The sequence below is a fragment of the Hymenobacter lutimineralis genome, assembly GCF_008271285.1.
Lineage (GTDB): Bacteria > Bacteroidota > Bacteroidia > Cytophagales > Hymenobacteraceae > Hymenobacter > Hymenobacter lutimineralis.
Genome location: NZ_VTHL01000019.1, coordinates 1 through 25,249 on the forward strand (window position 1 = coordinate 1; position 25,249 = coordinate 25,249).

Below are 25,249 nucleotides of genomic sequence, written 5' to 3' on the forward strand. Positions count from 1 at the left end.
CAAACACGATCTGCGCCTCGGTAAACTTCGTCTTTTTCATGGCACGTGTCTCTTGGTTTTAAGGTACGACAAGTGCCTGATTCCTCTACTTTACAGCGGTCCAGTTTGCTGGGAGGAGGTCAACGATGGACACAGTTAGCTTATATGCCAAGGTCTGCCTAGCCGCAGCTATTTCGTAACCGGTTGTGCGGGTAAGTGCGTATGTTGCTAGCTTTAAAACAGGTTTCTTCTCCATGGCCGACATCAACATTCAACGCAAAAAGTCTTCTCCCAGCCCCTGGCTGCTCATCTTGCTCGTGCTGCTCGTAATTGGGGGAGCCGCTTACTTTCTGCTTCGCCACGATGCTGGCTCCTCGGCTCCGGTTTCTACTCCTGCCGCCAGTCCGGAAACTCCCCTGCCGGATAGCACCACCGGCGCCGAGACGGGCCCCCACCCCGATGCTAACGCGGCCGTAGCCGATATGAGTACGCACACTGAAGTCGTAGCAACGCCCGAAGAGCTGGCGGCTTTTGCTGCCTCCGATGCTGCCACTCCCGATTATGGCCGGCGCGGGCTCCAAATACTAAGTGCCACCTTAAGCGGTCTGGCTGATCGGGCCGACTTCCGGGACGCCGCCATCAGCACCCGGCGTGATGATCTGACCAGTGCTACCAGCCGATTGGAGGAAGAGGGTGCCAGCTTGCGTCCGGGCTTCACTGCCGCTACGTTGCTGCTGCAGACTATGCAGCAGAAGGGCTACCCGGAGCTCGAAGCCGACGTAAACCAGCTCACGGCGCAGGCCGATGCCCTGACCGGGCGGGTGGCTACTGCCCAGGACCAAGCGGCGCTGCAAGCCTACCTGAAACAGGCTGCCCGCCTTGTAAAGGCCCTAAGTGAGCCGCCAACCCGATAATGAACCTGCTTTATTGCCTTTGCCCTTCCTGCTATGGAACCTATAACTGACCCCATTCCCTCGGCCCAGGGCATGCACCTGCGCCGCCTGCGCGACCTCACCGAATTTGAAGTAGCGGATGGCAATCCGGACGTGCGCGGCTGGGCCGTACGGGGTGCTGATGGCCGGCAGTTTGGACAAGTGTATGAGCTAATAGTGGATGCCGATGCCCTGAAAGTGCGCTACCTCGATGTAGAGTTGGATGAAAACCTGCGCATCAACGAGCGGGACCGGCACATCCTACTGCCTATTGGCGCGGCCGCCCTCGATGACGACGGCGACAACGTATTCGTGCCTTCCCTGACGGCGCAGTCAGTGCTGGACTACCCGCCCTACGTCGAAATTCAGATCACGCGCGAGTACGAACAAGCCATGCTGCGGGCTCTCAACCTGCAGCTTCCCGAAGGCCAGCAAAGCTTCTACGACCAGCCCAGCTACGACGACTCGCAGTTTTATCAGCGGCGTCGCCTGAACTAAAAAAACACCGCCGGGCCAATCTATTATAGACGGACCCGGCGGTGTTTTTGTGGGATAATGGCTTTAGTTGCGCCGAATCATGTCGGCTACGCCGCGTACCCACTGTGGGTGCGAGTTCAATGAGGGAACCAACTGCCAGTGCTTGCCACCAGCTTCTTCGAACATCTCCTTAAATTCTTCCCCGACCTCAATGGTCGTTTCCAGGCAGTCGGCCACGAAAGCAGGGGAGAAGGCCAGCACATTGTGGATGCCCTTGGCCGGGAATTCCTTGATTACCTCATCGGTGTAAGGCTGTAGCCAAGGGTCACGCAGGCGGCTTTGCAGGCGGCTCTGAAAGGTAGTGGTGTACTGATCCGGCTTGAGGCCCAGCGCCTTGCCCAGCTGGCGCGACGTCTCGAAGCACTGAGCCCGGTAGCAGTAGCGGTTGTTCTTGTTGTAGCTGGCGCAGCAGCTGCCCAGCTTACAGTAGCTCTTGTGGCTGCCTTTCAGCACGTGGCGCTCCGGGATTCCGTGGTAGCTAAACACCACATGGTCGTAGGCGTGCTTGGCCATTTCGGCCTTGCCCAAAGTGGCAAACGTGCCGATGAAAGCGGGGTCTTCTACGAAGGTGCTGATAAAGGAAATCGTGGGCACTATCCACCATTTGCTTACTATCTCCATCACCTTTTCCTGCACGGAGCCCGTGCTGGCTGCCGCGTACTGCGGGAACAGCGGTAATACGATAATTCGGTCTACGGCCGCGTCGCGTAGTTGCTCCAGGGCACTTTCAATGCTGGGGTTCTGGTAGCGCATCCCAAAGGCCACCAAGTAGTCCTGGCCGAGCTCCTCCTGCACCAGCTTCTGCAGATCCAGGCCGTGGTAAAGCAGGGGAGAGCCACGGTCAGTCCAGAGCTGCTGGTAGATTTTGGCCGACTTGGGGGCGCGCAACGGCACTACCAAGCCCCGGAACAATGGGTACCGAATGGCCGCCGGCATATCAATCACGCGGGCGTCTGTTAGAAATTCGTTGAGGTAGCGCCGCACATCCGGCGTACGGGGGGAGTCGGGCGTGCCTAAATTAACGAGCAGTACACCGGTGCGGCCTTGGGAAGCTGAAGAGGGCATTGTATAGGGCTGTTAGCTGTTGGCTGATAGCGGCTAGCCTTTTGCGGGGCGGGTCGCAGCTGGCCACAAGCCAGTGGGTAAGAACTAGGCGTTAAACCGAAAAGCAAACGGTTTGTCTCTGTTTGAACCGCAAAAGAAGCTAATAGCTGGTAGCTAACAGCTAACGGCTTAAAATAACCGTACCTTTGCAGACTTATTTCGAAAACACTGTGAATTCCGAACCTACTCCGCACCGCGCTGGCTTTGTGAGCATTATCGGCAAGCCCAACGTAGGCAAGTCGACGCTAATGAACGCCCTCATGGGTGAACGGCTCAGCATCGTCACCAGCAAAGCCCAAACCACGCGCCACCGGATTCTGGGCATTCTCAACGGCGACGACTTTCAATTGGTGTATTCTGATACGCCGGGCATCATTCAGCCTAAGTATGAGCTGCACAACGCCATGATGTCGTTTGTGTACTCTTCGCTGGAAGATGCCGACGTTATTTTGTTCGTGACGGACATCTACGAGAAGCACGACGAAGAGCCGGTGGTAGAACGCCTGCGCAAAATGGTGAATACGCCCATTCTGCTGCTGGTCAATAAAATTGACCAGGCCGATCAGGCCGAGGTAGAAGCCAAAGTGGACTACTGGCGCGAGCAGCTACCCAATGCCGCCCGCGTGCTGCCAATTTCGGCCCTGGAGAAGTTTGGCACCGGTGAACTGCTGGATCTGATATTGGGTTACCTACCCGTTCATCCGGCCTACTACCCCAAGGATGAGCTGACGGACAAGCCGGAGCGCTTCTTTGCGGCTGAAATGATCCGGGAAAAAATCTTTAAGCTCTACAAGAAGGAAGTGCCTTACAGCTGTGAGGTCGAGATTGAAGAGTTCAAGGAAGAGGAAGATATCATTCGGATGCGGTCCATCATCTACGTGGAGCGCGCCAGTCAGAAAGGCATCATCATCGGCCAGCAAGGCGCCGCCCTTAAAAAAGTAGGTACCTGGGCCCGGGAAGAAATGGAGAAGTTCTTTCTGAAAAAGGTGTTCCTCGAAATCCACGTGAAAGTTAACGAGAACTGGCGTACCGATCCTAAGGCGCTTACCCGCTTTGGGTACAACCAATAGCAGCGGTGAGATTTTAGCACGAAGAGCTTAGAATTTTCAAGGACAATGATACTGAACAGTCTAAGCTCCCATAGCTAGCTTCTCAGCTCTAAGAATCCGACCTCACATTCACTTAACTACTCCGGGCACTGCCGAAACTGGTCGGGCCGGCGGCTGGAGTCAGACAACATGAAGAATACTATTGCCATTGTGGGCCGCCCAAATGTGGGTAAGTCCACGCTGTTCAACCGGTTGGTAGGTCAGCGCAAGGCCATCATGGACAACGAATCGGGCGTGACGCGCGACCGGCACTACGGCTACGGCGAGTGGACGGGCAAGTACTACACCGTGATTGACACGGGCGGCTACGTGCACAACTCGGAAGACATTTTCGAAGGCGAAATCAACAAGCAAGTAAAGCTGGCCATCGAAGAAGCTGACGTCGTCCTGTTTATGGTGGATGTAGACTCCGGCCTGCACCACCTCGACGAAGAGTTTGCCAACGTGCTGCGCCGCTACCAGGGCAAAAAGCCCATGTACATGGTAGCCAACAAGGCCGATACCAACGCCCGCGCCCACGCCGCCGGCGAGTTCTATGCCCTGGGTATTGGCGACGGTGAAATTTTCCCCATCAGCTCGCAAAGCGGCTCCGGTACCGGCGACCTGCTCGACGCCGTGGTGAGCCACTTCGAGGAAGAAGGCGTGGAAGAGCCCGACGCGGGCGTACCCAAAATTGCTATTGTGGGCCGCCCTAACGTAGGTAAATCGTCGTTTGTGAACCTGCTGCTGGGAACTGAGCGCAGCATCGTAACGGATATTGCCGGCACCACCCGCGACTCTATCCAAGCGCGCTACAACGCCTTCGGGCAGGAGTTTATCCTGGTCGATACGGCCGGCCTGCGCCGCAAAACCAAGGTGCACGAAGACATTGAGTTCTACTCCGTGCTGCGTTCCATCCGGGCGCTGGAAGAATCGGACGTGTGCATCGTGATGCTCGACGCCACCCGCGGCATCGAGGCCCAGGACATGAACATCATTGGCCTGGCCGACAAGAACCGCAAAGGCATCGTGATTCTGGTGAACAAGTGGGACCTGATTGAGGATAAGGAAACCAACACGGCCAAGGAATTCGAGGATAAAATCCGCGAGAAAATTGCGCCTATCAGCTATCCTCCCATCATTTTCGTGTCGGTACTCAACAAGCAGCGCGTACACAAGGCTATTGAAACGGCCGTGAAAGTGTACGAGAGCAAGCGCCGCAAAATTCCGACTTCGGAGCTGAATGAGGTGATGCTGAAGGAAATTGAGAAGTATCCGCCGCCTATTCAGAAAGGCAAGCTGGTGCGCATCAAGTACGTGACGCAACTGCCCACGCACAACCCGGTGTTTGCCTTTTTCTGCAACCTGCCCCAGTACGTGAAGGAAAGCTACACCCGTTACCTCGAAAACCGCCTGCGCGAGCATTTCGATTTCACGGGCGTACCCATCGGCATTGTGTTCCGGAAAAAATAATTTCCCGGGTTGGGTTACCTTCTATTGAGGTCGGTATAAAGCCCTGTATTTCATCAGAACTTCAGGGAAGGCTGATAAGTGCAACTTCAACTTCGACATTCATTTTAACCCAACCCCCACAATGAAAAAGGTTCTGTTCCTCGCTCTGGCTGCTGCTTCGTTCACCTTCGCTTCGTGCGACAGCAAAACTGAAAACAACCAGGAAGCTGCTGCTGAGCAAGTAGAAGAAGGTGCTGAAGCTAAGGCTGACGCTATGGAAGAAGCCGGTGCTTCGGACGCCGCTGCTGACTCGGTAGAAGCCAATGGCGAAGCCAAGGCTGACGCTATGGAAAACGCTGCTGACGCAACCGACGCTAAGTAGTTGGATGCGCCTTCCGGCGCACAATAAAAAAGGCCGCCTCTGCAAAGAGGCGGCCTTTTTTATTGTGGTGAATTCTTAAAGCAGTGCATCAGCGCAACCCGCTACGCTGAACGAAATCGTGAGGCTCCCTTCTTCACGGGAAAGGGAACCGAGGAGGAAGCCCGCAAAGGCGCTACCCCAGCCGGCGGCGTAGTAGCCCATCTACTACTTCGAACAGCTTGCGCGGGGCGTACGTGCGCCAGGGCAGTTCATCCAGCTGGCCCCCAAAATTTACGTAATTATCGATGTTAAACTGGTGCATTTCGCGCACCACGTGCTCCTGGAAGTTCACGCCGGCAATCCAGCCTTCTTCCACATCCTCAAACCATTCTTCGTAGTAGGAGTCGTCGGAGCCGTGAAAGTTGAACACGTTTTCGCCGATAAGCACAAATTTGCGGATGCCCTCGTGCGTCATCAAATCAATGATGTTGCGCTTGAGGTGCATCACGTCGTTTTCGATGGCGTCGTTCCACTCGCCGATGAACTCAATGATGGCGCTGCCCAGGTCATAATCCACGAACAGGATTTTCAGGTACAGCGTCTCCGAGTCGAGGCTGTCCCACTGCGGATGGATGTAGTAACCATAAATGGTATTGGTATAGGCATCCAGGCTGTTCTCGGCTTCGAAAAGCGGAGAGCGGGGGTCTTCCGACGCGGAGTACTGATCCAGCCAGGCGTAGTGCGGTTCAATGGTGTGCATAAGGGAAAGGAAAATCACCCGCCTGCGCTTGCGCTGGGAGGCGTTGAGCCAGTTTTGTTTTCCTTCCTAACTGCGAAAAAAGCCCCGGGGTTTCCCAACCACTGTAATTGGGCGGGGTACGAAAGCGCCCAGGTGGCCTAGCTGGAATTCGGCCTCGGTTTACTACCCGCAGAGCTAATGCTAGCTAGTTTACAACGCCAGCTCCTGTCTCGCCGGGTAGGCTGTTTCGCCCCGTCAGGGCGGCTCGCACCGAGCCGTATTGCTGTAGCAAGGCGGCTGCCTCGGGTTGCGCTATGCCCAGCTCATCCATCAGCATCCGTTCTCCCCGGTCAACCAGCTTGGCGTTGGAAAGCTGCATATCCACCATTTTATTGCCTTTCACTTTGCCTAGGCGGATGAAGGTGGCCGTAGTGAGCATGTTAAGAGCCAGCTTCTGCGCCGTGCCGGCTTTCAGGCGCGTGCTGCCCGTCACAAACTCCGGCCCCGTCACGATTTCAACTGGGAATTCAGCTGCTGCGGCCACCGCTGAGCCCGCATTGCACACGATGCAGCCGGTAGCCAGGCCATGCCGCCGGGCCTGCTCCAGGCCCCCAATTACGTAAGGCGTTCGGCCCGAAGCTGCAATACCCACCACAATGTCTTTATCCGTAATAGCATACGCCAGCAGATCCTGCCAGGCTTGAGCTGCGTCGTCTTCGGCGTTTTCCACGGCTTTACGAATGGCTGTATCTCCGCCGGCAATTAGGCCGATTACCAGGCCGTGGGGCACGCCAAACGTAGGCGGGCACTCCGAAGCATCCAGAATGCCCAGCCGCCCGCTGGTGCCCGCTCCGATGTAGAACAAGCGCCCTCCGCGCTGTAACCGGTCCACCGTAGCCTCAACCAGGGCTTCCAGCTGCGGCAAGGCTTTGGCTACGGCCTGCGGCACCGTGGCATCCACGCTGTTGATGCCGGCCAGCAGTTCACGGGTAGAGAGGGTTTCGAGGTTATTAAAATCGGAAGGGCTTTCGGTTGTGTTCACGGCAAATCAGGAAGCTTGGGGCGGCAAGGGCAACAACTGGCCAATAATTGGAAATCGGTCGAAAACGTTGGGCGTGTGCGGGGCATCTTTGTCCAGCTCCTTGGTAAGGTCCTGGCCGGCCCAGTGCTCGTAGTGGTTACCGCGTCGCCACAGCCGGGACCGGGTTACGTCGTAGATCAGACCACGGTAGCTCACCCAGATTTCGTCCCGATCCTGGCCATTACGCAAGGCCAGCTGGCTTCTGGTGTAAGTTGCTAGTTGCGGGTTGCAGGTTGCTGGTTCAGACAGGGGCGTAGAAGGCAAAATAATTGCCTCAGCGGCGTCCGCGTCTACAGAAGAGGTACGCTTTTCCGCTTCCGCAGAAGACTCATCAGGCGAAACAGGCTCTGGCATACACATCAACTTGAAACTAAAATCCAGCAGTTCACCCCAGCAAGGCTTGAGTAAGAATCCAGCGGTTAGGTAAATCACCCTGGGAGGCGTGGAGGTAATCCTGGTAGCTGCAGGGCACAATGCGCTTCACGGAGCTGTCGGCCAGGCTTTCCACCTCCAGCCACCACTTCTCAGTGCGGCGGGCCTTGTAGAATACCAGCTTGGCCGGAGTGCCCGGCAGGCCAATGGCGTAGCGCATAAACCGTCGGCTCTGGAAGTCGGTTTCGCCCAGGCGGTGGTAGAAGCCTTCAATAAAGTACCAGAGCATAGTGGCTGCGGCAAAGGCCGCTAGGCCATGCTCATCCTGGTCGGGACGGTAGCCGTAGAGGCCGAAGGAGCTCAGCTGGTCGTTATGGCCGGCGTACCAGCACAGTTGGGAGGCCTCTTCGCCCGTCAGCCCATACGGACTGGGTGGGGTGTAGCCCGGGAAATCGGGCCAGCGCAAGGCCGATAAATCGAAGCTGAGCATATCCGCCTGCCGGATGAGGGGCTCGGCTTGGCGCACATCGGCGTGGACTTCGCCCAGACGCAGGGTTTCAAAGTGCAGTTTTTCGAGCGTGGCCAGCACCCCGGGCGGCACCAGGTACTGCTGGTGCCCGATCTGACTAAAGCAGAACAGGAAATTGGGCTCGTGCATTAGAATGCGCCGCAGGTGCGTATCCTCGGGCCGGGCTCCGTCGTGCTCCGCCATGTCTACCCGGGCGTCAATCGTCACGTGGCTCACGGGGCGCTCCAGCGTTTCGTACGCCAAGAACTGCCCATAGTCGAGGTCCTGGGAGCCGCCCAGTAGCAACGGGATAGTCTGATTTTCCAGCAGGGCCGCCACAATTTCGCGCAGACGCAGGTAGGTGTCTTCCAGCGTGAGGCCGGGGCGCAGGTTGCCCAGATCTACTAGTCGAACCGGCCCGGTACCCTTCTGCAACTGGTAAAACCGCTCCCGCACGCGGTTGGCGCTGTGGCCCTGCGGGGCACCGGCAGCGCTGCCCCGCCATTCATCCAGCCCTATCAGGGCCAGATCGGCGGCGCGCCAGTCCGGAAACGTGTCGATGAAGCGCGTGGCATACGCCCCCAGCGTGGTGGGAACGGGTGCGGCACCTACCGGGTCTTCGGGCAATGGATCAAAAAAGATAGCAAGATTCATCGGACGCAGACAGAGCGGACTCGGGCAAAGCTACGTAAAAGCCGGGCATGGCCCTAGCTGCCGCCCCGGCCATTATGTGCCGGTAAACTGGTTAACCAACGAAAAAAGTAGTTATTTAAGCTGCGGTTCAGGTTGCCCGGCTCCACGCCGGCCCAAAACTGCTGTCCTGCTTCCTTGCATCTTCCCACCAGTGCCTTCCCTTCTTCATGGACATTCGCCGTACCTTCGACATCCTGCCCCACCTGCAGCAGAAGTACAACAAACCCGACTGCTTTGCCGTCAAAATCAGCGGCCGTTATACCCCCATTAGCACCGATACGGTTGTCGAGAAAGTAAACCAAGTGAGCCTGGGGCTGCGCAGCCTCGGCATTGGTAAAGACGACAAAGTAGCCATTATCTCCATGAACCGCCCCGAGTGGATGTTCGCGGATTTTGGTATTGCCCAATTGGGCGCCACGAGTGTACCCATGTACCCCAGCATCACCGTTGAGGACTACAAGTACATCTTCGCCGATGCCGGCGTGAAGGCAATTTTCGTTTCCGATAAGAAGCTGCTGGAAAAGGTACAGGAGGCCACCCAGGGCCTGAATATCCCGGCCGGCAATATTTTTACCTTCGACAAGATTGAGGGAGCCCGCCACTTCGACGAACTGCTGGAGCTGGGCAAAAAAGGCGTTGCCGCCGACCTGGAGCCGGTGAAAGCCGCCGTCCAGCCCGACGACCTGCTCACGCTCATCTACACCTCGGGCACCACCGGTCAGCCCAAAGGCGTGATGCTGACGCACAACAACCTGCTCAGCAACTGCCGCAACTCTCAACGGTTTGTACCCGTCACGCAAAACGACAAAGCCCTGAGCTTCCTGCCGCTCTGCCACATCTTTGAGCGGATGGTCACGCACCTCTACCTCATCAACGGCGTGAGCATCTACTACGCCGAGAGCATGGAAACCATTGCCGATAACTTGCGCGAGGTGAAGCCCGAAATCTTTACTACCGTGCCGCGCCTCCTGGAAAAGGTGTACGACAAGATTGTCGCCAAGGGCCACGAGCAAACGGGTGTCAAGAAAAGCCTGTTTTTCTGGGCGCTTGACCTGGGCCTCAAATACGACAACCAGAAAGACCACGGTTTTCTGTACAACACGCAGCTGGCCCTGGCCAATAAGCTTATCTTCAGCAAGTGGCGCGAAGCTCTGGGCGGTAACCTGCGCTGCATAGTGAGCGGTGGCGGCGCCCTGCAGCCCCGCTTGGCCCGCGTGTTCTGGGCCGGCGGCATCCGGGTAATGGAAGGCTACGGCCTCACTGAGACGTCGCCCGTTATTGCCGTGGGGGGCTATGAGCCCGAAAACAATATGATTGGCACCGTGGGTCCCATCATCGACAACACCGAAGTGAAAATTGCCGCCGACGGGGAGATTCTGACCAAGTCGGAATCCGTGATGAAAGGCTACTACAATAAGCCCGAACTCACCGCCAAGGAATTCGACGCTGAGGGCTGGTTCCACACCGGCGACATTGGGGAAATCGTGGACGGCAAATTCCTGAAAATCACCGACCGCAAAAAGGAGATGTTCAAGACCTCGGGCGGCAAATACATTGCCCCGCAGGTGATAGAAGGCAAATTGAAAGAGTCGCCCCTGGTGGAGCAGTGCATGGTGGTGGGCGACGGGCAGAAATTTCCTTCGGCTTTGGTTATTCCTTCCTTCGATGACCTGAAGGGCTGGTGCAAGCGCCATGATGTGGACTGCAACTGCTCCAACGAAGAGTTAGTGAAGAACGAGAAGGTGGTGAAGATGTATGAGGAGCTGGTGCAGAAGTACAACCAAGGCTTCGCCCAGTGGGAGCAGGTCAAGAAAATTGCCCTGCTACCCCAGCTTTGGACCGTAGAGACCGGCGAAATGACGCCCACCATGAAGGTGAAGCGCAAGGCCATCAGCGAAAACAACAAGCAGATCATCGAAAGCCTTTACCAGCAAGACGCAAAACGCTAAATTATAATGCTCACCATCAGCCTCGCCGTCGAACAAGCGGTGAGGCTGATGGCTTAAGCCACCGGGGCACATCCAGGGTTTCTCACCTATGGCGTCATGACGCGGCTATGGCGTAAATCGAACTGAGAATCAGGTGCGAACCAGTAGGTAGAAAATGAGCCTCTAAGATTAGGCTCATTTTTTTGCGTAACTTAGTATGCAAGCATAACATATTTTTGTATGTTTACCGGACTTGCCGTACTGCCCTATGACACCTGAGGAAACCGTTGATTATAACATTAAAGTTGCCTGGCACGCCATTTCGCGTATGTACAATACGCAGGCTGCCAAGCACGATATCACCACGAGCATCGGCTTCGTGCTGCTGAACATCGACCAGGAAAACGGCACGCCCGCTACCAAAATAGCGCCGTTGCTGGGCCTCGAAACCCGCTCCCTCACGCGCATTCTGCGCTCGATGGAAGAAAAGGGCCTCATCTATAAACAGGCCGACACCCAGGACAAACGCTCGGTGCGCATCTTCCTGACCGAGGAAGGCCTGCGCGGCAAGGAAATTTCCCGTCAGACGGTACGCCACTTCAACCTGAAGGTACGCGAGAAAATCCCGCAGAGCGAGCTGAACGTGTTCTTTAAGGTAGTAGCCCAGATTACGGGCATGATCGAAGGCAAAACGCTCTACGACGACTTCAAACTGAAACCCCTGCGCTCCGAGTCGCCGGCCTAGCCGAGCGGTTAGCTATTGGCCCTTGGCTGATAGCTTTCTTGTTTTCCACCGGTATTGCCCGTGGAAACGTAGAAGCAACAACTCGGCATGACGAGTACTTTCAACCAGGCGCTGGCGGCTTGTAGCTGACAGCCTGGAGCTTACATAACACTTATTTCTTCCCACCTCATTCCTCCCCACGAATGAACCGTACCATCAAAAAAGTAGCCGTTTTGGGCTCCGGGGTGATGGGCTCGCGCATTGCGTGCCACTTCGCCAACATCGGTGTGCAGGTGCTGCTGCTCGACATTGCGCCCAAGGAGCTGCTGCCCGCTGAAGAGGCCAAAGGCCTGAAGCTGGACAACCCGGCCGTGAAGAACCGCATCGTGAACAGCTCGCTGCAGGCGGCCGTGGCGGCCAACCCCTCGCCGCTGTACCGTAAGCAGGACGTGAGCCGCATCAAGACCGGCAACTTCGACGACAACCTCAAGGACATTGCCGGCTGCGACTGGACGATTGAGGTGGTAGTGGAACGTCTCGATATCAAAAAGAGCCTGTTTGAGCGCGTGGAGCAGTACCGCAAGCCCGGTACGCTCATCACCTCGAACACTTCGGGCATCCCGATTCATATGATGACGGAAGGCCGTTCTGACGACTTCCGCAAGCACTTCTGCGGTACGCACTTCTTCAACCCGCCCCGCTACCTGAAGCTGCTCGAAATCATCCCGACGCCGGAAACCGACAAGTCGGTGGTGGATTTCCTGATGCACTACGGCGACCTGTACCTGGGCAAAACCACGGTACTGGCCAAGGATACCCCAGCCTTCATTGCCAACCGCGTGGGCGTTTTCGCCATTATGGACGTGGTACAGGTGATGAGCGAGTTGGGCCTGACGGTGGAGGAAGTGGACAAGCTGACCGGGCCGGTTATCGGCCACGCCAAGTCGGCCACGTTCCGCACGTCCGACGTGGTGGGTCTGGATACGATGATCAACGTGGCCAACGGCCTCGCCCAGAACCTGCCCAACGACGAAGCCAAGCACGTGTTCCAGCTGCCCGACTTCATCAAGAAGATGGCCGAGAACAAGTGGCTGGGCGACAAAACCGCCCAGGGCTTCTACAAGAAAGTGAAGGGCGCCGGCGGTAAGTCGGAAATTCAGGCCCTCGACCTGAACACGCTGGAATACAAGCCCAGCGCCAAGGTGAAGTTTGCCACTCTGGAAGCCTCCAAGCCAATTGAAAAGCTGGCGGACCGCTTCAAGGTGCTGGCCGCCGGCAAAGACAAGGCCGGGGACTTCTACCGCAAGACCTTCGCGGGCCTGTTTGCCTATGTAAGCAACCGGATTCCGGAAATCACCGACTCGCTCTACAAGATTGATGACGCCCTGCGCGCCGGCTTCGGCTGGGATCTGGGCCCCTTCGAAACCTGGGATGCCCTGGGCGTGCAGAAGGGCCTAGAGCTGGCTAAGGCCGAAGGCAAAACTGTGGCGCCGTGGGTAGAGGAAATGGTAGCCGCCGGCCACACCACCTTCTACAAAGTGAGCGAAGCGGGCGTGAAGCAGTTCTACGACATAGAGTCGAAGAGCTACCAGGCCATTCCGGGCATGGAGAACTTCATCATTCTGGATAACCTGCGCGCCACGGGCAAAGTGCTGTGGAAAAACGCTGGGGCCTCAGTGCTCGACATGGGCGACGGTATCCTGAACGTGGAGTTCCACTCGAAGATGAACGCGCTGGGTTCCGACGTCATCCAGGTTTTGCTGAAAGGCGTGGAGCTGGCCGAAAAGGACTTCCGCGGCCTCGTGGTGGGCAACGACGCACCGAACTTCTCGGCTGGCGCCAACCTGGGCCTCGTGTACATGTTTGCGCTGGACCAGGAGTATGACGAGCTGAACCTGATGATTGCCCAGTTCCAGCAGGCCATGATGCGGATGCGCTACAGCAGCATTCCGGTGGTGGGCGCACCCCACGGCCTGGCCCTGGGCGGCGGCTGCGAGCTGAACCTGCACTGCGACCGGGTGGTAGCGGCAGCTGAAACCTACATGGGCCTCGTGGAATTCGGTGTAGGCCTGATTCCGGGCGGCGGCGGCACCAAGGAAATGACTTTGCGCACCGCCCTCAAGTACGAGGAAGGCGAGCCGGAGTACAACCTGCTGCGCAACGCCTTCATGACGGTGAGCACCGCCAAAGTATCCACCTCGGCCCACGAAGCCTTCGACCTGGGCTTCCTGCGCCGCGGCGACGAAGTGGTGGTGAACTCCAACCGCGTACTGGCCCAGGCCAAAGCCGCCGCCATTGAGCTGGCCGAAGACGGCTACACCCAGCCGGTGCAGAAAACCAACATCAAGGTGCAGGGCAAAGGCGCCCTGGGCATGTTCCTGACCGGCGTGCACGCCATGAAGGAAGGCCGCTACATCTCCGACCACGACGTGAAGATTGCCAACAAGCTGGCCTACATCATGTGCGGCGGCGACCTGAGCAGCCCCACCGAAGTATCGGAGCAGTACCTGCTGGACCTGGAGCGCGAAGCATTCCTCAGCCTCACCGGCGAGCGGAAAACGCTGGAGCGGATTCAGTCGATTCTGACTACCGGCAAACCGCTTCGTAATTAGAACTGAGAATTGAGAGCTTAGAACCTAGAGTTGTTCTGTATGGTAAGTCGGCATCGTTTTCGGGATTTAAAAATCTGGCAGAAGGCGATGCTGATTACCAAGCTCACTTACCAATGCTGCGCGCTGTTTCCGCCTGACGAACGGTTCGGGCTAACCTCGCAGATGCGCCGAGCCGCCGTTTCTATCCCTTCAAACATTGCCGAAGGAGCAGGGCGTGGTTCAGCAAAGGATTTCGGGCAGTTTCTTTCAATTGCCACCGGTTCAGCTTACGAGTTGGAAACCCAGTTTCTGCTGGCGGCTGAGTTCGGCTACATTGACGAACCCCGATTACAAGCTGTTGTAAGTGAGTTGGTAGAACTTCAAAAGATGCTCTACGGCTTTCAAAAAAGTCTTCAATCTGAGAACTAACCACCAGAGTCTAAGCTCTAAGTTCTCACCTCTAACTTCTACTAACATGAACGCATATATCGTAGCCGGTTACCGTACGGCCGTTGGCAAGGCCAACCGCGGCGGTTTCCGCTTCACCCGCCCCGATGACCTCGCCGCCGACGTCATTAAGCACCTGGTGGCCTCGGTGCCCGCCCTTGATCCTACCCGCATCGACGATGTAATTGTGGGCAACGCCGTACCGGAGGCCGAGCAGGGCTTGCAGATGGGCCGCCTGATTTCGCTGCTGGCTTTGCCGATGAACGTGTCGGGCCTCATCGTGAACCGCTACTGCGGTTCCGGCGTGGAAACCATTGCCATGGCCGCCGGTAAAATTGCCGCCGGTATGGCCGACTGCATCGTGGCCGGTGGTACCGAAAGCATGAGCTTGGTACCTACCGTGGGCTGGAAAACCGTGCCCAATTACAAGCTGGCCCAGCAGCACCCTGACTACTACCTCGGCATGGGCCTCACCGCCGAAGCCGTAGCCCAGGATTATGGCATCACCCGCGAAGACCAGGACCAGTTTGCCTACAACTCGCACCAGAAGGCCATCAAAGCCATTCAGGAAGGCAAGTTCAAGGACCAGATTGTGCCCGTAACCGTGGAGGAAACCTACCTCGACCAGGCCACCGGTAAAAAGAAAAACCGCTCGTTCGTAGTGGACACCGACGAAGGCCCCCGCGCCGATACGTCGATGGAGGCGCTGGGCAAGCTGCGCCCCGTGTTTGCCGCCAACGGCTCGGTAACGGCCGGTAACTCGTCCCAGACGTCCGACGGTGCCGCTTTCGTCATTGTGATGTCGGAGCGCATGGTGAAGGAGCTGAACCTGGAGCCGATTGCCCGCATGGTGACCTACGCCACTGAAGGCATCGACCCGCGCATCATGGGCATGGGCCCCATCAAGGCCGTGCCGAAGGCGCTGCGCCAAGCCGGCATGAAGCTCCAAGACATCGACCTGTTCGAGCTGAACGAAGCCTTCGCCTCCCAGAGCCTCGCCGTCATGCGCGAGCTGGACATGGACCAGAGCAAAGTGAACGTGAACGGCGGCGCCATTGCCCTCGGCCACCCGCTGGGCTGCTCCGGTGCCAAGCTCAGCATCCAGCTGTTCCACGAGCTGCGCGCCCGGGGCCAGAAGTACGGCATGGTAACCGCCTGCGTCGGCGGCGGCCAGGGCGTAGCCGGCATTTACGAGCTGTTGAAGTAGTAATGTAGCGTAAGCTTTAGCTTGTGCCGTGGGCGGCCCGAAGCCTAGCTTCGGACGGAAAACTCAGCCGCTCACGGCACAAGCCAAAGTTTCTGTAACTGATTTGTCATCCTGAGCGGAGCGAAGGACCTTATCACGCTAGAACGAATCGTTATAATACGGTAAGGTCCTTCGCTCCGCTCAGGATGACAGACGGATGACAAAGATTTCCCCGCTGATCCGGGGTTTTCTTTTCGTGAACTAGTCGGCAAGCATAACAAATTTTTGTATCTTTCGGTACGACAAAACAACGGGGCTTACTTGCCGGTAAATAGTAGGTAAGCCGAGTAGTTTCTCTTCTTTTTGACTTCAGTATTTCCCACTCAATTTCACCTCACCCGGTCATGGAAGTAACCAACCAACTTGTGAAAGGCGGCGAGTTTATCATCAAGGAAACCGACGCCCAGGACGTATTCACGCCCGCCGATTTTTCGGAGGAGCAGAACATGATGCACCAGACCGCTCTCGACTTCGTGGAGAAGGAGGTGACGCCGCTGCTGGACCGCCTCGATAACCACGAAGAAGGCCTCATGCGCGGCCTGATGGAAAAGGCCGGCGAGCTGGGTTTGTTCGGCGTAAGCATTCCCGAGCAGTACGGCGGGTTGGACATGGACTTCCCCACGTCGCTACGCGTGACTGAGGGTGTGGGTGGTGGCCACTCGTTCCCGGTGGCCTTCGCGGCCCACACCGGCATTGCCATGCTGCCTATTCTGTACTTCGGCAACGAGGAGCAGAAAGCCAAGTATCTGCCCGGTCTGACCAATGGTCAGCTGATGGGCGCGTACTGCCTCACCGAGCCCGGCTCCGGTTCCGACGCCCTTGGCGCCAAAACCAAAGCCATGCCCACCGAGGATGGCGAGCATTACGTGCTCAACGGCCAGAAAATGTGGATTACCAACGGTGGTTTCGCCGACGTATTCATTGTGTTTGCCCAGGTGGATGGTGATAAGTTCACCGGCTTCATCGTGGAGAAAGAAACGCCCGGCCTGAGCCTCGGCAACGAGGAGCACAAAATGGGTATCAAGGGTTCCTCAACCCGCCAGGTGTTCCTGTCCGATGTGAAAGTGCCAAAATCGGCGGTGCTGGGCGAGATTGGCAAAGGCCACCTCATTGCCTTCAACATCCTGAACATCGGCCGCATCAAGCTGGCTGCTGCTTGCTTGGGTGCTACCAAAATGGCTTCCACGCTGAGCGTGAAGTATGCCAACGAGCGGGTGCAGTTCAAGCTGCCTATCAGCAAGTTCGGCGCTATTAAGTACAAGCTGGCCCAGCAGGCCGTGCGTATCTACGCCGTAGAATCGGCTATTTACCGCGCCGGCATGGACATCTTCCGCATGGAGCAGGAACTGCTGGCCAAGGGACAGAGCCACAACGAGGCCCTGTTGGGTGCTGCCCGCGAGTTTGCTGTGGAGTGCGCCATCCTAAAAGTGGAAGGCTCGGAAGTGCTTGACTACGTGGTGGACGAAGGTGTGCAGATTTACGGTGGCTACGGCTTCTCGGCCGACTATCCTATGGACCGCGCCTACCGGGATTCGCGTATCAACCGCATCTTCGAGGGCACCAACGAAATCAACCGCATGCTGGCCGTCGACATGATCCTGAAAAAGGGTCTGAAAGGCGAGCTGGATTTGATGGGCCCGGCCCAGGCGGTGCAGCAGGAGTTGATGGCTATTCCAGACTTCAACCTGGAAGAAGAAACCGGTCTGTTTGCTGCCGAGAAGAAAACCATTGCCAAGCTGAAAAAGGCTATTCTGATGGTAGCCGGTACGGCTGTGCAGAAGTACATGAACTCGCTCGCCAAGGAGCAGGAAGTACTGATGAACATTGCCGACATGGCCATCAAGGTGTACACCGCCGAAAGCACCCTGCTGCGCGTGGAGAAGGAAGCCGCCGCCAAAGGCGAAGAGGCCGTTTCAACGCAGATCGACATTGCCCGCGTATACCTCTACGACACCGTGGATCAGGTGAACAAGTTCGGCAAGGACGCCATCGGCACCATGACCGAGGGTGACGAGCAGCGTCTGCTGGCCATGGGTCTGAAGCGCTTCACCAAGTCGGACCTCTACAACGCCAAAGAAGCTCGTCGCCGCATCGCCGACAAGCTGATTGCCGCCAACGAGTACGCCTACTAAACCACGGATTGTGCGGGCGATTCACGCACCAACAAAAAAGCCTCCATCTATGGAGGCTTTTTTGTTTCATGTCATCCTGAGCAAAGCGAAGGATGACAGGTGCTTGATGCACGCCGACTATAGAATCCGTGGAATCCGGAAAATCCGCCGGAATCTGTGGTTCATTTGCTCACAATCTTATTCAGCATCAGGGCCGCCGACTTCTTATTGGGGCGGCTTACACCGATGATGGTTTTAGCATCCAGCCAGGTTGTAAAATCCTTTACATAGGCCAGGTTCTGGTCGGAGGCTACGTTCAGGCCTAGTTTCTTCGGCTCCGATACCACCCCGGTGCGGGCATTTACCCGGCGTAGATACAGGTCCGACTTGTTTTTGAGCTTTTCCTGCGTGACGATTTGCAGCTCATTGCCGAAGGCCGCCACCCGGTAGCCAATGCCGGCAAACCCCTCGGCCGGTGACGCTACCTGGTTTTTGGCGATAATCGTGTGCCAGGTAGGCGTTTGGAACTGGTTATAGCCAAACAAGTGCAGTTCCCGGGCGTGCGTAGGGGAGTCGTCGCCACCTTCCTCGTATTTCTTTTCCGCTACCACGACTAGGGCACTATCGGGCGTGAATACTACATCTGAGAGGTACACGTCTTCCAGTCGTTTGGAGCTGGTTTGCCCGGCTTTGTTTACTTCTGCCAGATACTCCGGCGTAAAGCGGAATTCCGGCGCAAACTTCAAATCACCGCCCTGCGTGGGGTCAAATTTGACGAGCTTAAGGCTGTAATACTGGCCCGTTTCGCGTTCCGTACAAATTGCGGCCCCAAAGATTACCCCATTGGGTTGCATGGTGAACTTGGTATCAAACACGTTTACCGCCTTACCCCCGAACGTGCCGCCCACGGCTACCGAAAGCACCTGTACATCGTTAGTATCCAAACGGTAGCGGCGGAGGGAAAGCTTTTTCATCTTATCACTAACCAACGTGACGTATTGGGTGCCATCGTTGGCAACGTGTACCGCCGGTGAGAAAAGGTCGCCTAAGTCGTGAAAATCGTAGATACGGTCTTTGAGTTTGGTCAGCTGCTGATCGTACAGCGTCGCGCTAATGGCTTTGATTTGAACCTCCCGGGTGAGGTAGCGGAACGCAAGGATGCGCTTGCCATCCGGGGAAATAGCAACCCCTGGGCGACGGTCACGCGGGCTGGCGTCGATCAGTTTTTTGGGATTCGCCTTTTGCCCCGACTTGAGGTTGATGGGCACAACCGATAAATACTGGGCAGCGGCGTCCTTGTGGTGAATTACTACCATTGCCTGCTCAGTATTTGCGGCGAAGGTTTCGATGCTTTCTCCGGCAGCTACGGGCACCGCTGCCGTCCATACCTTCTTTAGCTCGGCATCGTAGCGTTCCACGCTATACTCCGTTGCCGATCTGTGGCCCAGCACTACAAAGTCGGTGGTGCCGGCTACGGGCAGCGTTTTGCGTGGCACCCGTTGGTTGTAGCGGTCATCCGTTTGCTCTGGTACATAGCTGAACGCCGCCGTCTTCACGCGCTGGGCAGAAACGGGGCCGGTGCAGAGCGCACCTGCGAGGCTCAGGGCAACTCCCCATATTTTTACAGTAAAGTTCACGAGAGAAGGCGGTTAGCTACGAACAAGAAAAAAAATCAAAAAAAATCCTCTTCAAAGGTATCAACTCTTCCTTAACTACCGTAAACGACCCGGCTTCTGAGCGAGAGGCCAGTGCAGGCAAGGAAAGCTTCATCTTTTCATAAAGGAAACGGTTCTTGTTTTCTGCCGACAAAGTGGTTGCTTTGCCCCATCAGATGCCCGTTTTTTTGCATGATTGACATAATTTTGTAGATAAAATCTACATTTACTTTTGTAAGTTGTAGAAAAAACGCCGCCTCTACTGCCTGTTGAAGCTACTGCCGAGCCGAGGCTAACGCATCCTGGCTCAGTTTTTGCCAAACAACCTTCTGCACATACGTGGACCTGTTGATATGAAATTTTTACTTAAGACTCTCCTTCTGTTTGTTCTCATCGTAGCTGGCCGATTTGCCAGAAATTCGGAGCCGCAAACCGCAACCATTGTTCATAAACCCCAGGCAGCTGCAGTGGCTACCCCCTTCTTGGTGCATCAGGTGAGCACACATTCACAAAATATCCGGCAGGTGCCTGGAACGGCTCCGGTAGTGGAGACGGCAGTAGCCATGAGCATTGAATAAATGCAGCAAGCGGATCTTTTCCGCTTTTTTTATGCCTATTCTTCTATATAGAAATCTAGCTGATGCGGCTCCAGTTGACGGCCGTAGCCGGCAAACTTTCTATATGCCGGCGAATAGGTTGATTGGCTGGTTTACGCAAGTCAGGGTCGTCGTGTAGCAGTTCTTGCGCGGCGGCCCTGCTTTCGGTCAGAATGCGGCCATCTTTAGCTAAGTCGGCAATCAGCAGATCCAGCACCCCGCTTTGCTGGGTTCCCATCAGGTCGCCGGGGCCGCGCAGCTTTAGGTCGATATCGGCAATTTCGAAGCCGTTATTGGTGCGTACCATGGTTTCGATGCGGGTGCGGGAGTCTTTGCTGAGTTTGTAGCCGCTCATCAGAATGCAGTAGCTCTGGTCGGCACCCCGGCCTACGCGGCCCCGCAGCTGGTGCAGCTGCGAAAGGCCGAACCGCTCCGTGCTTTCTATGACCATTACGGACGCATTGGGCACGTTCACGCCTACCTCAATTACGGTAGTGGCCACCATAATCTGCGTTTGTCGGGCCACGAAGCGCTGCATCTCGGCATCCTTCTCGGCTGCCGACATGCGGCCGTGCACAATGCTGATCTGGTATTCGGGGAAGGCGCGGGCCACGCTTTCGTACCCGTCCATCAGGTCCTTGTAGTCGGCCATGGCCTCACTTTCCTCGATAAGGGGGTAGACAATGTATACCTGCCGGCCGAGCTTTATCTGGTCGCGCAGAAATTGAAATACCTTGAGGCGGTTGGAGTCGAAGCGGTGGACGGTGACAATGGGCTTGCGGCCGGCCGGCAGCTCGTCGATGACGGAAACATCCAGGTCGCCGTAAAGCGTCATGGCCAGCGTGCGGGGAATCGGAGTAGCCGTCATCACCAGCACGTGGGGAATAACGTGTGGGTTCTTTTGCCAAAGCTTGGAGCGTTGGGCTACGCCAAAACGGTGCTGCTCGTCCATGATGGTGAGCCCCAGGTTGCGGAATTGTACCACGTCCTCCAGCAGGGCGTGGGTGCCTACCAGCATGTGCATTTCGCCGCTGCGCAGCTGCTCGTGCAGTACGCGCCGCTCGGCTGTACGGGTGCTGCCCGTGAGCTTCCCGATTTTCAGACCCAGCATATCGGCGTACTGCTTCAGACCAACGTAGTGCTGGTCGGCCAGAATTTCGGTGGGAGCCATCAGGCAGCTTTGGGCCCCGTTGTCGGCAGCCATGAGCATGCTGATGAAGGCTACAATGGTTTTGCCCGAGCCCACGTCGCCCTGCAACAGCCGGTTCATCTGCTTACCGGAGCAAAAGTCTTTGTAGATATCGTGGATAACGCGTTTCTGAGCCCCCGTCAGATCGAAGGGCATCACGTTCTTATAGAAGTGCACCAGGGAAGGCACTTCGCGAAAAATCTGGCCGGCCAGCTCCACCTTCCGCTGGTCGCGCTGGCGCAGCAGCTTCAGCTGCACGTAGAATAGCTCCTCAAATTTCAACCGAAACCGGGCGGCCTGCAGGAGTTCCGTGCTCTGCGGAAAGTGAATCTGCTGGAAGGCGGTGGCCTTGGGCATGAGGCCGTATTGCCGGATCAGGTCGTCGGACAGGGTTTCCGAGACCTGGGGCAGGGCCAGCTTAAGCAGGTCGGCCACCATGCGGGCAATGGCTTTGCTATCGACCCGGTGGTAGTTCTTGAGTTTTTCGGTGGTGTTGTAAACGGGCTGCAGGTAGCTCTGCCCCGGCTTTTGCTCCGACACCTCTTCCAGCTCGGGGTGGGCCATCTGGGGCCGCCCGTTGAACAGGGTAGGTTTACCGAAAACGATATACTCCTGGTGGTTTTTAATGATCTTCTCCAGGTAGTTTACTCCTTTAAACCATACCAGGTCCAGCTCGCCGCTTGCGTCGGCGACCTTGGCGACCATGCGCTTCTTCGGACCTTCACCCAGGACCTCCCGGTTGCGCAGAATGCCTTTTACCTGTACGAAAGGTAAGTCGTCATGCAAGTCGCAGATGTTGTAAAACTGCGTGCGGTCGAGGTAGCGGAAGGGGTACCGCTGAATCAGGTCGCCGTAGGTGAACAGACCCAGCTCTTTCTGGAGAAGCTGGGCGCGCTGCAAGCCGACGCCGCGCAAATACTCAATCTTGGTCTGGAAAAAGGTACTCATAGATCAATGAAGAATGAAGAATGAGAAATGAGCAATGAACTGTACCGTCCGGCCATCCTTCATTGCCCATTTTTCATTGCTCATTGATATTTCAGCGTGTTTAGCAGGCGCACAATATCCGTCTTCACGTAGTCGATTACCGGGGCCAGAGAGTCATTGGCCGTGGCCGTGCGGAAGTACAGGGCCCCGCGGAAGAAGTGCCGGGTACTGTCGGTGGTATAAAACTGAAACTGACTGGGTACTTCCCCGCTGAGCTCAAACACCGAAACCCGCATGCCGCTGGGCGTTTTCAGAATATTCTCGTCGATGGCCGAGGCTTTTATCTCGTGCTTGCTGGTGAGCTTACGGGCATCTTCCAGCATCTTGTTATACAGCTTGGGATTCTGCCGCACATTCGTGTAGGTTATCTGCACATTCGCCCGCAAAGAGGGGTAGTATACATTAATCCAGTGCGGCTGGGCCAGGTAGGAAGAGTCGCGCAGGATCTTGGCGTACCGGGAGTACTCAAACGTGTACGGATGGCCGGGCGCCAGCTGCTGGTAACGGTGCGGGGGCAGGTCGATGCGGTTGTACCCCTTGGGCTTGGGCGTGTATTCAGGAGACGAGGAGCAGCCAGCGGTAAAAGAAGCCGCTACGAGCAGCATAGCCAGCGCCCGAAAGAAGGAGGAAGAGAAGGACATCCGGAAAACAGATTTACCTATCAAAGGTAACCACTGTAAGCTACTATGTTCTACAACGCAAAAAGCCCCGGCCATGTGCCAGGGCTTTTGATAGAGGGTAAAGCCGGACGGTATTAGAAAGGCAACTGGTCAAGCTCGGGCTCCTGTCGGAAAGTGACAGGAGCCGCCGTGGCCTGCTCGGGCGCAGAAGGGCCGTCGGTGCCCGATGGCCGGGCGCTGAGCATGGTAATTTCGTCGGCGACAATTTCGGTGATATACCGGGTCTGGTTGTCCTTATCCTGGTATTGCCGCGTTCGGAGCTTTCCTTCAATGTATACCTGCTGGCCCTTTTTCAGGTACTTCTCGGCCATATCGGCCAAGCCGCGCCAAGCCGTGATGTTATGCCATTCCGTGCGCTCTACCCGGTTACCTTGCTTGTCTTTGTAGTAGTCGTTGGTAGCCAGGGTAAAGTGGGCCACGCTGGCGCCGCCCTCCAAGTGACGAACTTCCGGGTCTTTGCCCAGATTGCCAATCAGGATTACTTTGTTAATGCCTGCCATGATCTGATGAATAAGGAGTTGAGTGAAAAATAAGGGTTGGTTTCTGCTATTAAAGATACAATAGTAAAAACAATATACCAAAAATATTAGCCAAATATATCAGCTAATATAATTAGTAATAAGGATTGGTTTGGGTAGGCTTTCCACTTCCGCCTGCGTGAAGGGCTGCAGGCCGGTCACGCGCAGCTGCTGGTCGGAGAGGGGAGCCTGCAACGCCAGGGAGTGGAAACGAACTTCCAGCTTTTGATGACTGAGCACATGCCGGAAGATAGCGCTGGGCTCCTCTGCATGGTTAATGGCCAGGGTGGCTCCCAGCGCGGCCACGGCATCCAGCAGCGTGGTTGGAGCAATGGCGGGCAATTCGGTTTCTACCAGGGCAAAATCGTAAAGCCCCTGCCAGATGTCTTTGCCCGTACGCTTGCGCATGTATACCAGATCTTGGTAGCGTAGCACTAAGTAGTGAAAGTAGCGCGTGCGGGAAGCTTTGGCCTTGCTTTTCACGGGTAGCTCCTGCACCAAGCCATGCTGAAAAGCAAAACAGGTGCTTTGCAGCGGGCAAAACAGGCAGTCGGGTTTGGCAGGGGTGCACTGCAGGGCGCCAAACTCCATTATAGCCTGGTTGAATTCGGCGGGATGCTCGGCGGGAATCAGCGAGTCGGCCAGCTGTTGGAATATCTTCCGGCTGGCGGGGGCGGCTATGTCGGCGCTGATGCCGAACACGCGAGCCAGCACCCGGTACACGTTACCATCCAGCACCGCTACTTTTTCGTCGTAGGCAAAAGAAGCAATAGCCGCCGCCGTGTACTGCCCGACGCCGCGCAGCTTAAGTAAGCCATCGTAGGTGCCGGGGAACTCGCCCCCATATTCCCGCACTATCTGCTGGGCGGTATGGTGCATGTTGCGGGCCCGGGAGTAGTAGCCCAGCCCTTGCCAGTGGCGCAGTACCTCGTCTTCCGGGGCAGCAGCCAGCGCCTGCACCGTGGGATAGGAGGCCATGAAATCCAGGAAGTAGGGAAGGCCCTGCTTTACACGGGTTTGCTGTAGAATAACCTCCGACAGCCAGATGGCGTAGGGGTCACGGGTATGGCGCCAGGGCAGGTCGCGGCGGTGGCGGGGATACCAGGCCAACAGCGCGGGAGCAAAAAGGGACGAAGCTGGTAGAGAAGTGGATAGAGCCAAGAACTTGAAGACGAAAGGGTTGTAAAAAAGCCCCGGGAGGGAACGGAATACGGGGAAACGCTTGTAAAACAAAAAAAGGGGGCTACCTTTGTGGCCCCAATTCGCAATCGAACCGCCTATTGGGCAAAGGCTTACGTCTTGAATCGGGGTAGTTTGCCCGCACTTTTTTTTCACTCCATAGTACACTTACCAGCGTGACTAAAGCAGAAGTAATTGCCGAAATTGCCGATAAAACCGGCATCGAGAAAGCCGACGTTTCGGCTACCGTAGAAGCTTTCTTCAAAGTCGTGAAGGATTCAATGGCTGACGGCAACAACATTTACGTGCGTGGCTTTGGCAGCTTCGTAAACAAAAAGCGCGCGAAGAAAGTGGCCCGCAACATCTCAAAAAACACGTCGATTATCATCGACGAGCACTTCATCCCCAGCTTTAAGCCGTCGAAGACTTTCATCGGCAAAATCAAAAACAGCAAGAAGATCAAGGAGCTGGCTCAGGCATAAGTTCGTTTCTTCGTAACATTGTGGCAGCGCCGCTAGGTTTTCCTGGAAAGCCGGGCGGCCTGCTTTTTTC

22 protein-coding genes are annotated in these 25,249 nt (G+C 56.4%); 12 read left to right on the forward strand and 10 right to left on the reverse strand.

Annotated features, from left to right (window positions below):
* The first annotated feature begins 233 nt into the window (after positions 1 to 233).
* Both FY528_RS15960 and FY528_RS15965 read left to right on the forward strand, forming a co-directional pair.
* Positions 234 to 893 (forward strand): hypothetical protein, encoded by a 660-nt coding sequence (locus FY528_RS15960; RefSeq protein WP_149072026.1) that lies wholly within the window; start codon positions 234 to 236, stop codon positions 891 to 893.
* A gap of 33 nt (positions 894 to 926) precedes the next feature.
* Entirely contained in the window at positions 927 to 1,409 is a 483-nt protein-coding gene (locus FY528_RS15965) for a PRC-barrel domain-containing protein (protein WP_149072027.1), read from the forward strand.
* 63 nt (positions 1,410 to 1,472) lie between these two features.
* Here FY528_RS15965 and hemH read toward each other — a convergent pair whose 3' ends face one another.
* The gene (gene hemH, locus FY528_RS15970; protein WP_149072028.1) at positions 1,473 to 2,513 is read right to left on the reverse strand and encodes a ferrochelatase; all 1,041 of its coding nucleotides are present in this window, start codon (positions 2,511 to 2,513) and stop codon (positions 1,473 to 1,475) included.
* 209 nt (positions 2,514 to 2,722) lie between these two features.
* On the opposite strand from hemH, the gene era reads away from it, so the two are divergent.
* The 3 genes from era (at position 2,723) to FY528_RS15985 (ending at position 5,474) form a co-directional block, all read left to right on the forward strand.
* A complete protein-coding gene (gene era / locus FY528_RS15975; RefSeq protein WP_149072029.1) occupies positions 2,723 to 3,622 on the forward strand; it encodes a GTPase Era in 900 nt (299 codons plus the stop codon).
* Between the two features lie 168 nt (positions 3,623 to 3,790).
* Positions 3,791 to 5,113 carry a ribosome biogenesis GTPase Der gene (der, locus tag FY528_RS15980; protein ID WP_149072030.1) on the forward strand — a complete coding sequence of 441 codons (1,323 nt, stop codon included), beginning with the start codon at positions 3,791 to 3,793 and terminating at the stop codon, positions 5,111 to 5,113.
* A 121-nt stretch (positions 5,114 to 5,234) separates the two neighbouring features.
* Entirely contained in the window at positions 5,235 to 5,474 is a 240-nt protein-coding gene (locus FY528_RS15985; RefSeq protein ID WP_149072031.1) for a hypothetical protein, read from the forward strand.
* 172 nt (positions 5,475 to 5,646) lie between these two features.
* Here the strand turns inward: FY528_RS15985 and FY528_RS15990 are convergent, their stop codons facing one another.
* The 4 genes from FY528_RS15990 to FY528_RS16005 form a co-directional block, all read right to left on the reverse strand.
* A complete protein-coding gene (locus tag FY528_RS15990) occupies positions 5,647 to 6,213 on the reverse strand; it encodes a hypothetical protein (RefSeq protein ID WP_149072032.1) in 567 nt (188 codons plus the stop codon).
* Positions 6,214 to 6,397: 184 nt separating this feature from the next.
* Positions 6,398 to 7,234, reverse strand: a complete 837-nt coding sequence (gene murQ / locus FY528_RS15995) for an N-acetylmuramic acid 6-phosphate etherase (RefSeq protein ID WP_149072033.1) — start codon at positions 7,232 to 7,234, stop codon at positions 6,398 to 6,400.
* Between the two features lie 6 nt (positions 7,235 to 7,240).
* Positions 7,241 to 7,522, reverse strand: coding sequence for a cytochrome b5 domain-containing protein (locus FY528_RS16000; protein ID WP_262384031.1), 282 nt, complete (start codon positions 7,520 to 7,522; stop codon positions 7,241 to 7,243).
* 136 nt (positions 7,523 to 7,658) lie between these two features.
* Entirely contained in the window at positions 7,659 to 8,807 is a 1,149-nt protein-coding gene (locus tag FY528_RS16005) for a formimidoylglutamase (protein ID WP_149072035.1), read from the reverse strand.
* 206 nt (positions 8,808 to 9,013) lie between these two features.
* Between FY528_RS16005 and FY528_RS16010 the strand changes: the two genes are divergently transcribed.
* From FY528_RS16010 to FY528_RS16035, 6 genes are all read left to right on the forward strand, one after another.
* The gene (locus FY528_RS16010) at positions 9,014 to 10,795 is read left to right on the forward strand and encodes an AMP-dependent synthetase/ligase (RefSeq protein ID WP_149072036.1); all 1,782 of its coding nucleotides are present in this window, start codon (positions 9,014 to 9,016) and stop codon (positions 10,793 to 10,795) included.
* Positions 10,796 to 11,042: 247 nt separating this feature from the next.
* Entirely contained in the window at positions 11,043 to 11,519 is a 477-nt protein-coding gene (locus FY528_RS16015; RefSeq protein ID WP_044014483.1) for a MarR family winged helix-turn-helix transcriptional regulator, read from the forward strand.
* Positions 11,520 to 11,701: 182 nt separating this feature from the next.
* Positions 11,702 to 14,110: a 3-hydroxyacyl-CoA dehydrogenase/enoyl-CoA hydratase family protein gene (locus FY528_RS16020; RefSeq protein WP_149072037.1), complete on the forward strand. Its 2,409-nt coding sequence runs from the start codon at positions 11,702 to 11,704 to the stop codon at positions 14,108 to 14,110.
* Positions 14,111 to 14,149: 39 nt separating this feature from the next.
* Positions 14,150 to 14,518, forward strand: a complete 369-nt coding sequence (locus FY528_RS16025) for a four helix bundle protein (RefSeq protein ID WP_149072038.1) — start codon at positions 14,150 to 14,152, stop codon at positions 14,516 to 14,518.
* A 46-nt stretch (positions 14,519 to 14,564) separates the two neighbouring features.
* Positions 14,565 to 15,743 (forward strand): acetyl-CoA C-acyltransferase, encoded by a 1,179-nt coding sequence (locus FY528_RS16030; protein WP_149072039.1) that lies wholly within the window; start codon positions 14,565 to 14,567, stop codon positions 15,741 to 15,743.
* Between the two features lie 383 nt (positions 15,744 to 16,126).
* A complete protein-coding gene (locus FY528_RS16035; RefSeq protein WP_149072040.1) occupies positions 16,127 to 17,914 on the forward strand; it encodes an acyl-CoA dehydrogenase FadE in 1,788 nt (595 codons plus the stop codon).
* Between the two features lie 161 nt (positions 17,915 to 18,075).
* Here the strand turns inward: FY528_RS16035 and FY528_RS16040 are convergent, their stop codons facing one another.
* From FY528_RS16040 to mutY, 5 genes are all read right to left on the reverse strand, one after another.
* Positions 18,076 to 19,530: a hypothetical protein gene (locus FY528_RS16040; protein ID WP_149072041.1), complete on the reverse strand. Its 1,455-nt coding sequence runs from the start codon at positions 19,528 to 19,530 to the stop codon at positions 18,076 to 18,078.
* Positions 19,531 to 20,181: 651 nt separating this feature from the next.
* The gene (gene recG / locus FY528_RS16045) at positions 20,182 to 22,281 is read right to left on the reverse strand and encodes an ATP-dependent DNA helicase RecG (protein ID WP_149072042.1); all 2,100 of its coding nucleotides are present in this window, start codon (positions 22,279 to 22,281) and stop codon (positions 20,182 to 20,184) included.
* Between the two features lie 80 nt (positions 22,282 to 22,361).
* A complete protein-coding gene (gene gldD, locus FY528_RS16050) occupies positions 22,362 to 22,961 on the reverse strand; it encodes a gliding motility lipoprotein GldD (RefSeq protein WP_373281627.1) in 600 nt (199 codons plus the stop codon).
* A 113-nt stretch (positions 22,962 to 23,074) separates the two neighbouring features.
* Positions 23,075 to 23,500, reverse strand: a complete 426-nt coding sequence (locus FY528_RS16055; protein ID WP_149072043.1) for a single-stranded DNA-binding protein — start codon at positions 23,498 to 23,500, stop codon at positions 23,075 to 23,077.
* 99 nt (positions 23,501 to 23,599) lie between these two features.
* A complete protein-coding gene (gene mutY / locus FY528_RS16060; protein ID WP_232066251.1) occupies positions 23,600 to 24,628 on the reverse strand; it encodes an A/G-specific adenine glycosylase in 1,029 nt (342 codons plus the stop codon).
* 245 nt (positions 24,629 to 24,873) lie between these two features.
* Between mutY and FY528_RS16065 the strand changes: the two genes are divergently transcribed.
* Positions 24,874 to 25,179, forward strand: coding sequence for an HU family DNA-binding protein (locus tag FY528_RS16065; protein WP_073104742.1), 306 nt, complete (start codon positions 24,874 to 24,876; stop codon positions 25,177 to 25,179).
* Positions 25,180 to 25,249 lie beyond the last annotated feature (70 nt).

Coding starts and splice junctions, on each gene's coding strand:
- FY528_RS15960 (WP_149072026.1), top strand. CDS start 234: ATGGCCGACATCAACATTCAACGCAAAAAGTCTTCTCCCAGCCCCTGG.
- FY528_RS15965 (WP_149072027.1), top strand. CDS start 927: ATGGAACCTATAACTGACCCCATTCCCTCGGCCCAGGGCATGCACCTG.
- hemH (WP_149072028.1), bottom strand. CDS start 2,513: ATGCCCTCTTCAGCTTCCCAAGGCCGCACCGGTGTACTGCTCGTTAAT.
- der (WP_149072030.1), top strand. CDS start 3,791: ATGAAGAATACTATTGCCATTGTGGGCCGCCCAAATGTGGGTAAGTCC.
- FY528_RS15985 (WP_149072031.1), top strand. CDS start 5,235: ATGAAAAAGGTTCTGTTCCTCGCTCTGGCTGCTGCTTCGTTCACCTTC.
- FY528_RS15990 (WP_149072032.1), bottom strand. CDS start 6,213: ATGCACACCATTGAACCGCACTACGCCTGGCTGGATCAGTACTCCGCG.
- FY528_RS16005 (WP_149072035.1), bottom strand. CDS start 8,807: ATGAATCTTGCTATCTTTTTTGATCCATTGCCCGAAGACCCGGTAGGT.
- FY528_RS16010 (WP_149072036.1), top strand. CDS start 9,014: ATGGACATTCGCCGTACCTTCGACATCCTGCCCCACCTGCAGCAGAAG.
- FY528_RS16015 (WP_044014483.1), top strand. CDS start 11,043: ATGACACCTGAGGAAACCGTTGATTATAACATTAAAGTTGCCTGGCAC.
- FY528_RS16020 (WP_149072037.1), top strand. CDS start 11,702: ATGAACCGTACCATCAAAAAAGTAGCCGTTTTGGGCTCCGGGGTGATG.
- FY528_RS16025 (WP_149072038.1), top strand. CDS start 14,150: ATGGTAAGTCGGCATCGTTTTCGGGATTTAAAAATCTGGCAGAAGGCG.
- FY528_RS16030 (WP_149072039.1), top strand. CDS start 14,565: ATGAACGCATATATCGTAGCCGGTTACCGTACGGCCGTTGGCAAGGCC.
- FY528_RS16035 (WP_149072040.1), top strand. CDS start 16,127: ATGGAAGTAACCAACCAACTTGTGAAAGGCGGCGAGTTTATCATCAAG.
- recG (WP_149072042.1), bottom strand. CDS start 22,281: ATGAGTACCTTTTTCCAGACCAAGATTGAGTATTTGCGCGGCGTCGGC.
- gldD (WP_373281627.1), bottom strand. CDS start 22,961: ATGTCCTTCTCTTCCTCCTTCTTTCGGGCGCTGGCTATGCTGCTCGTA.
- FY528_RS16055 (WP_149072043.1), bottom strand. CDS start 23,500: ATGGCAGGCATTAACAAAGTAATCCTGATTGGCAATCTGGGCAAAGAC.